General features: G+C 42.8%; 1 protein-coding gene. It reads left to right on the forward strand.

The genetic code is table 11. The features are described from left to right. Nucleotides 1-201 (forward strand): Rib/alpha-like domain-containing protein (locus tag HMPREF3031_RS11860; RefSeq protein WP_218970125.1); only part of this gene is annotated, 201 nt, incomplete at both ends.

Consider the following 201-nt stretch of genomic DNA (forward strand, 5'->3'; position numbering starts at 1 on the left):
ACGATTCAACAAAAGTACCTAATGGTCAAACACCGGGCACATTCGATGTCCCAGTGACAGTCACTTATCCAGACGGCACAAAAGATTACGTAACGGTTAAAGTTACAGTGAATCCGCAACCACAAAACGATAAATATGAACCGACTGCGGGAGAAATCACAAAACCATATGGCACACCAACTACTCCAGAAGAAGTTAAAG

It is taken from the genome of Staphylococcus sp. HMSC072B07, assembly GCF_001815505.1.
GTDB classification, from domain to species: domain Bacteria; phylum Bacillota; class Bacilli; order Staphylococcales; family Staphylococcaceae; genus Staphylococcus; species Staphylococcus simulans.